This is a genomic window from Streptomyces sp. SM11, from assembly GCF_002910905.1.
In the GTDB taxonomy this organism is placed as follows: domain Bacteria; phylum Actinomycetota; class Actinomycetes; order Streptomycetales; family Streptomycetaceae; genus Streptomyces.
This window is the reverse complement of sequence record NZ_NEUE01000026.1, coordinates 1-6,638: the sequence shown is the minus strand read 5'-3', so window position 1 is coordinate 6,638 and position 6,638 is coordinate 1. Positions and strand designations below refer to the sequence as shown.

The following is a 6,638-nucleotide window of genomic DNA, read 5'->3' as shown; positions in this document are numbered from 1 at the left end:
TGCCGCCATGCTGGTCCTGGAGCGCGAGGCCGGGGCCCGAGCCCGTGGCCGCCGTCCGCGCGCCCTGCTCACCGGGGCCGGGTCCAGCACGGACGCCCACCACCCCACCGCCCCGGCCCCCGACGGGCACGGCGCCCAGCGGGCGGTCCAGGCGGCGCTCGACCAGGCGGGCTGGATGCCGCGCGACGTCGACCACATCAACGCCCACGGCACCTCCACGCCCCTCAACGACGCCATGGAGACCACCCTCATCTCCCGGCTCTTCCCGCACCGGCCGCCGGTGACCGCGCCCAAGGGCGTCGTCGGGCACACCCTGGCGGCGGCGGGCGCGATCGAGGCGGTGGCCACCGTCCTGACGCTGGAACGTTCCGCCATTCCGCCGATCGCCAACCTGGACGCGCTCCCCGACGCCTTCCCGCTCGACTGCGTGACCAAGGAGCCCCGTCACCAGCGGGTCGAGACGGCGCTGAGCCACTCCTTCGGCTTCGGCGGCCACAACGTCGCCCTCGCCTTCCAACGCGCCTGAGAAGCGGGGCATTTCGGGACGGCGGGGGGTGTCCTCGCCGTTCCTTGATCGTTACTGTGTTGTGACCGTAATCATGAACGACGCGGCCCCGCCGTCCGCGAACGACCTGCTCACCGGAGTGCTCTTCGGGCCGAACTTCCGCCAGGAGCACGGGCTCTGGCGTCGGCTGCTCACAACAGAACCGTTTCGCCGCCCCGGGGGCGGCACCCCCGACGAACGACTCGCCCTCTCCTATCACCGGCTGCGCATCCTCAACAACGCGCTCGACAGCGGCGCGAGACTGGCCGCGGATCCCCGGGCGCTGGCCGCCCTGCACGAGTGGCTCGGCCCCGTCGATCCGGCGCTGACCACCGTGGCGGGCATCCACTACAACCTCTTCCTCGGCAGCCTCCTCGACCACGACGCGGGCACCCCGCGCGACGTGTCGGACTTCCTCGCCCTGCGGCGCGTGGGCACCTTCCTCTGTACGGAGGTGGCGCACGGCAACGACGCGGCGGCTGTCGAGACGACCGCGACGTACGACCGCGAACGCGACGGCTTCGTCCTGCATACCCCGCACGCCGGTGCGCAGAAGTTCATGCCCAACACCAGCCCCGCAGGCGGCCCCAAGTCCGGTGTGGTGGCGGCCCGGCTGCTCGCCGACGGCGCCGACCACGGGGTCTTCCTCTTCCTCGCCCCGCTCACCGACGCCCACCGCGCCCTGCCCGGCGTCCGGGTGCGGCGGCTGCCCGCCCGGATGGGTTCCCCGGTCGACCACTGCCTGACCTCCTTCGACCACTGCTTCGTCCCGCGTGACGCGCTGCTCGCCGGAGAGCAGGGGCAGATCGGCGACGACGGGACGTTCCGCAGCGAAATCCCCAACCGCAGAAGGCGGTTCCTCGCCTCCATCGGCCGGGTCACCCCCGGCAAGCTCTCCATGAGCGCCTGCGCGGTCGGCTCCGCCCGGGTCACCCTGGCCATCGCCGTCCGGTACGCCGGTCACCGGATGATCTCCGGATCGCGCGCCGCGCAGCGGGTCCCGGTGTACGCGCACCGCACCCACCACGGGCCGCTGGCCGGCGCGATGGCGACCGTCTACGCGATGAGCCTGCTGCACCGCAGGGCCCTGGACCGCTGGGAGTCGGCCCCGGAGGCCGACCGGGACGAGGCGGAGCGGCTGGTGGCCGTCGCCAAGGGGTGGATCACCTGGCAGGCGCGCGGTGTCATCGTCGAGTGCCGTGAACGGTGCGGCGCCCAGGGGCTGCTGGAGAACAACGGCATGACCGAGCTGCTCACCGGCATCGAGGGCGCGATCACCGCCGAGGGCGACAACCTCGCCGTGCACGCCAAGGCCGCCGCCGAGATGCTGTTCAGTGCCACCGCCCGGGAAACGGTCGAGGGTGACGGCCCCGGTGAGCTCGATGATCCCGCCTTTCTCGGCCGGCTGTTCGCGGCCGTGGAGGACCTCTGGTTCGTCCGTGCCCGCGAACGGATGAGCGCCGCACCGCCCGGCGACCCGCTCGGCCGCTGGAACGCCGCCTCCTCGGCCGCGCTGCGCGGCGTCGAGGCGTACGCCTGCCGGCAGGCCGACGAGGCGTACACCGAGGCCGCGGCCTCCCTGCCCGAGGGCGAGGCCCGCGAACGGCTGACCGAGCTGCGCAGGCTCTTCGCGCTCCAGTGGATCGCCAGTAACAGCGGCGACCTGCTCGCCTCCGGACGGCTGACCGCCGATCAGGTCACCTTTCTGCCCGATGCGGTGGAGGAGGCGATCGCCGTCGTGGCCGCCCACACCCCCGCCCTGGTCGGGTCCTTCGCGCTTCCCGAGCGCCTGATGTCGGACTGGCCGATCGCCGGACCCGGTTACGCGGAGGTCTACGACGACCCCGAGGGGCCCTGGAACCAGGGTCGCAGTGCGGGAGTCCGGGGCCGCGCGGCGGAGTTCCGGCGGCCCGTCTGCGGCAGCAGGAAGCGTCCGCTGCGCGAGAAGGTGGCGACGCTCGGCACCCGCGGGGTCCTGCTGGCGTACTGGGGAACCACCTCGATCCTCTCCCGATGGTTCGAGAAGCCGCAGGTGAGCGTAGACGAATCGGTTCGCCCCAGGGCGTAACCGGAAGATCGTCATCCAGTTACTTCGGGCGGTGGGTCGCTGTTTTCAACTCCCCGCCGTGCAGGAAGAACCCGATCCGATGAGATGCCGATGAGAGGAAACATCATGAAGACCATCCACCCCAAGATCGCCGAGGTTCTGACCGGAACGTTCAAGGTGCCCGCCGCCGAGATCCTGCCGGAGTCCACGATGGACAGCCTGGAGATGGACTCCCTCGCGGTCGCCGAGTTCGCCGTCATCATCAAGGAGACCCTCGGCGTCGACGCCGACTCGGAGAAGCTGTACAAGGACGCCACGCTGGCCGACATCTCCGCGTACATCGACGCGGCCGTCGGCAGCGCGGCGGCCGAGGCCACGGTGCCGGTGAGCAACACCCGATGAAGCGACCCGCCATCGCCGTCACCGGGCTGGGAATGATCACCCCGGTCGGCCACACCACCGACACCACCTGGGCCGGAGTCTGTGCCGGGGATTCGCCCGCCCGCACCGTCCCCGAACTCCGGGGCTGCGCCGTCGACTTCGCCTGCACCGTCGCCGGCATCGACCTCGACGACGCGGTCGGCGGCCGGACCGCGTTCCGGATGGGCCGGTATGTCAAGTTCGCCGTCCTGGCCGCCCGGGAGGCGGTCGCCGACGCCGGGCTCGACCCGGCGCACTGGGACAGCCCCCGGGTCGCCGTCGTGGTCGGCACCAGCAGCGGAGGATCCGCCGGACTCACCGAACAGGCCGTCGCCCTGGAGCGGCGCGGCCCCGAGGCCACCTCGCCCTCGGGCATCCTGCTGACCATCCCGAGCATGCCCGCGGCCGAGATCGCCATCCGGATGAAGGCCACCGGACCGAGCCTCGCCCCGTGCACGGCCTGCTCGTCCGGGGTGACCGCGCTGTCGGTGGCCCGGGACATGCTGACGCTGGGCCACTGCGACATCGCCATCGCCGGGGCCACCGAGTCGATCGTGTTCCCGGTCGCGATGACCGGCTTCGCCCGTTCCGGCGCGGCAGCGCTGCGAGACGGCGACCCCGCCCGCCTCTGCCGTCCCTTCGCCGCCGACCGGGCCGGGATCGTCATGGGTGAGGGCGCGGCCATCATGGTCCTGGAGCGGGCCGAGGACGCCCGTGCCCGAGGAGCCTCCCCCCGGGCGCTGATCGCGGGCACCGGCGCCACCACCGACGCCCACCACCCCACCAGCCCCCACCCCTCCGGGGACGTCGCGCAGCGCGCCGTCGACGGCGCGCTGCGCGACGCGGGCTGGCAGGCGGAGGACATCGACCACGTCAACGCGCACGGGACGTCGACCCCTCTCAACGACGCCACCGAAGCCGCTCTCATCGGTCGGGCCTATCCGCACCGGCCGCCCGTCACCGCCCCCAAGGGCGTGCTGGGCCACTGCATGGGGGCGGCCGGCGCCATTGAGGCCGGCCTGACGATCCTCACACTCCAGCACGGGGTGGTCCCGCCGATCGCGAACCTGGACGCCCCTGAGCCCGGGTTCGACATCGACTGCGTCACCAAGGTCCCGCGCGAGGTGCCCGTACGGCGGGCCGTCAGCCACTCCTTCGGCTTCGGCGGCCAGAACGCGGTGATCGCTCTCCAGGCTCCGTAGCCCGGGCGGAATCCGCCGGGCCGGCGCGGACGGGACGATCCCGCGCCGCGCCGGCCCCACGCACGGCGGGCCCGCCGCGCCGCGTCCGATCCGCGGGAAGCCGCGTGACAGCCCGACGGACGCCCCTCGGTACGGTTCCAGCCGCGCCGTCGAGCGCGGACGGTGCCGGACAGCCTGCCGGGCGGACTCCGCGTGCGAGCCCGCCCGGCGGCCGAGGACGTGGGAGCGGGCGTACGGCCACCTGAGGAGGTGCGGGTCAGCGGCGTCGACCCTGGCCGAACTCGCCGCCGGCGTCTTCTCCGCTGCCCATGTCCTTGCCGTCCGCGTAGTCGATCCTCTCCTTGCGGACCTCGGCGGAGACCTCCTTCTGCTCGGTGACCCGGTTGGTCTCCAGCCGGACCCGCTCCACCGGTACGGCTTCCTTCCGTACGGTGGCGCGTTCGGCGTGCAGCGTGACCTCGACGTCCTGCTCGCCGAAGTCCGTCGTCCCGGTGGTCTTCTCGCCGGGCTGGAGCGGTTCGCGGACCACACGTACCTCTTCGTGGGACACGGGCACGGTCCGGGTGACCTCCTCGGTCACCACGTACTTGTGCAGCCGTGCCCTGCCACTCTCGTACTCCTCCTTGCCGACGTGCAGCTGTTCCTCGGAGCGGATCAGCTCCTCCCTGCCGCTCATGTCGGCGGCCCGGGACGTGCCCGCGCCGGCGCCCGCCAGCGGGCGGGCCGTGGTGGAGGCGTCCGTGTCGCGGTGCCTGCCCGTACCGCTGCCCGCTCCTGCCATGCCCGCTCCCGCCGCCCCGGCGCTCGTCCCCGCCGTGGTCGCCTTTCCGGTGGCCTTGGCGCCGGGGGCCGTTCCGGTCCCACGGGCCGTGCCCGCGGCCCCTGCGGCACCGGCCGCGCCCATCGCCCCGGTCCCGGCGGTGGTCGGCGCGTCCATGCCGGCCGGCCGGTTCTCGCCGAGGTTGCCGGACTTCTTGGTCAGGCCGTAGTGCCGGTACAGCTCCTCCTCCTCGGCGACGGAGAGGTGCGCGTCCGCGTCCACCCGGGGTGCGTCCTTGACGCTGTCCTTGGGATGGGCGACGTGCAGGTCGGAGCCCACTCGACGGGCTCCGGCGAGCGGGACGAAGCTCTCCTTCATGCCGAACAGGCCGGTCTTGACCGTGACCCAGTCGGGCTTGCCGGTGTCGTCGTCGACGTACACCCGGCCCACACTGCCGACCTTCTCGCCGTCGTTGTCGTACACGGTCAGACCGTCGAGCTCTCCGGAATCCGTGAAACCGTCAGCGGCTCCCATGACCGATTCCTCCTCTCGGGCACGCCCTGTGGTTGGCTCCACCGGAGGTGGCGCGTCCGGATTCCATCGCGCCTCACCCCCATGGACGCTGCAACCGCCCGCCCGCCCCGATCGCGGCCCCCGGGAGCCCGGTGCGGGGCTCCGGCCCCGTGCGGCGGCATCCGGCCGCCCTGGAACCCGTTAGGCCAATCGGGTGAGGGCGCGGGCCCCGCATATGATCGGCGGACCGTGGCCGTCGAACGACGGACCACCGCCGACCCGCCGAGCCACCAGGGGTGCGCCATCACTTCCGTACGTCTCCGGCTGCCCGCGCAACGCGGCGAACTGCGCGACCGGCACGAGGACGGGCACCACCTCCACCACCTTCTCTGGCGGCTGGGTCCCGGCGTCCGGGTCTGCAGCAGCGCGGTTCTCGGCGGCGGCATCGGCCTCCGGGCCTGGATCCTCAACGCCCGGGTCCCCGGTGGCTACCCGCGCCTCGACCCGGACCGCCACCTCGCCGAGATCGCCGCCGCGGAGGGGCTCACCGGCCCGGGCGCCGGGCTGATGACCGCGGCCGACGTCGCCGCGTACACGACCGGCCACGACAGCGGTGTCACGGCGACCGTCACCGCGGGCCTCGGTGTACGGGGCTGGGCGGCGGCCCCCGACACCACCACCCGGGACCCGCACCGGGCGGAGCGCGCGGACGTCCCCGCGTCCCCGTTCCGGCCGGGCACGGTCAACATCGTCGTCACGCTGCCCGTCGCGCTCTCCGACGCCGCCCTCGTCAACGCCGTCGCCACCGCCACCGAGGCCAAGGTCCAGGCCCTCCTGGACGCCGGCCTCGACTGCTCGGGCACCCCCACGGACGCGGTGTGCGTCGCCGCCCCCGAACCGGGGCCCGACGGCGGCGATCCCTTCGCCGGACCCCGCTCCCCCTGGGGCGCGCGGATCGCCCGTGCCGTCCACACCGCCGTACTGGCGGGGGCCCGCCCGGCACCGTGACGGGGACCAGTCCACCGTCACCGGGCGCCGCACCACCGCGTCGAACAGAGACCCTGGCCGTTGGGTGCGGTGGCCACCGGCTGTGTACGCCCCGATCGGTCCGCCGCGTCGGCAGCACGGCCGTCCCCGCTCCCTCGGCACCCG

General features: G+C 73.5%; 5 protein-coding genes and 1 pseudogene. 5 read left to right on the top strand and 1 reads right to left on the bottom strand.

The annotated features are described in order from the left end of the window. From B9S58_RS01765 to B9S58_RS01750, 4 genes and pseudogenes are all read left to right on the top strand, one after another. Window positions 1-526, top strand: a pseudogene (locus B9S58_RS01765) (3-oxoacyl-ACP synthase); the annotation flags it as partial. A 73-nt stretch (window positions 527-599) separates the two neighbouring features. Beyond that, a complete protein-coding gene (locus B9S58_RS01760; RefSeq protein ID WP_181009145.1) occupies window positions 600-2,612 on the top strand; it encodes an acyl-CoA dehydrogenase in 2,013 nt (670 codons plus the stop codon). Between the two features lie 105 nt (window positions 2,613-2,717). Further along, the gene (locus tag B9S58_RS01755) at window positions 2,718-2,993 is read left to right on the top strand and encodes an acyl carrier protein (protein WP_103530389.1); all 276 of its coding nucleotides are present in this window, start codon (window positions 2,718-2,720) and stop codon (window positions 2,991-2,993) included. Beyond that, entirely contained in the window at window positions 2,990-4,213 is a 1,224-nt protein-coding gene (locus tag B9S58_RS01750) for a beta-ketoacyl synthase (protein WP_103530388.1), read from the top strand. The genes B9S58_RS01755 and B9S58_RS01750 overlap by 4 nt, the downstream gene beginning before the upstream one ends. A gap of 256 nt (window positions 4,214-4,469) precedes the next feature. On the opposite strand, the gene B9S58_RS01745 is transcribed toward B9S58_RS01750, so the two are convergent. Continuing rightward, window positions 4,470-5,507: a PRC and DUF2382 domain-containing protein gene (locus B9S58_RS01745; RefSeq protein WP_103530387.1), complete on the bottom strand. Its 1,038-nt coding sequence runs from the start codon at window positions 5,505-5,507 to the stop codon at window positions 4,470-4,472. A gap of 228 nt (window positions 5,508-5,735) precedes the next feature. On the opposite strand from B9S58_RS01745, the gene B9S58_RS01740 reads away from it, so the two are divergent. Beyond that, window positions 5,736-6,494, top strand: a complete 759-nt coding sequence (locus tag B9S58_RS01740) for an adenosylcobinamide amidohydrolase (RefSeq protein WP_103530386.1) — start codon at window positions 5,736-5,738, stop codon at window positions 6,492-6,494. The last annotated feature ends 144 nt before the right edge of the window (window positions 6,495-6,638 follow it).

Bases quoted from the DNA above. Each gene is read 5' to 3' on its own strand.
- B9S58_RS01745 (WP_103530387.1), bottom strand. From the start codon at position 5,507: ATGGGAGCCGCTGACGGTTTCACGGATTCCGGAGAGCTCGACGGTCTG.
- B9S58_RS01755 (WP_103530389.1), top strand. From the start codon at position 2,718: ATGAAGACCATCCACCCCAAGATCGCCGAGGTTCTGACCGGAACGTTC.
- B9S58_RS01750 (WP_103530388.1), top strand. From the start codon at position 2,990: ATGAAGCGACCCGCCATCGCCGTCACCGGGCTGGGAATGATCACCCCG.
- B9S58_RS01760 (WP_181009145.1), top strand. From the start codon at position 600: ATGAACGACGCGGCCCCGCCGTCCGCGAACGACCTGCTCACCGGAGTG.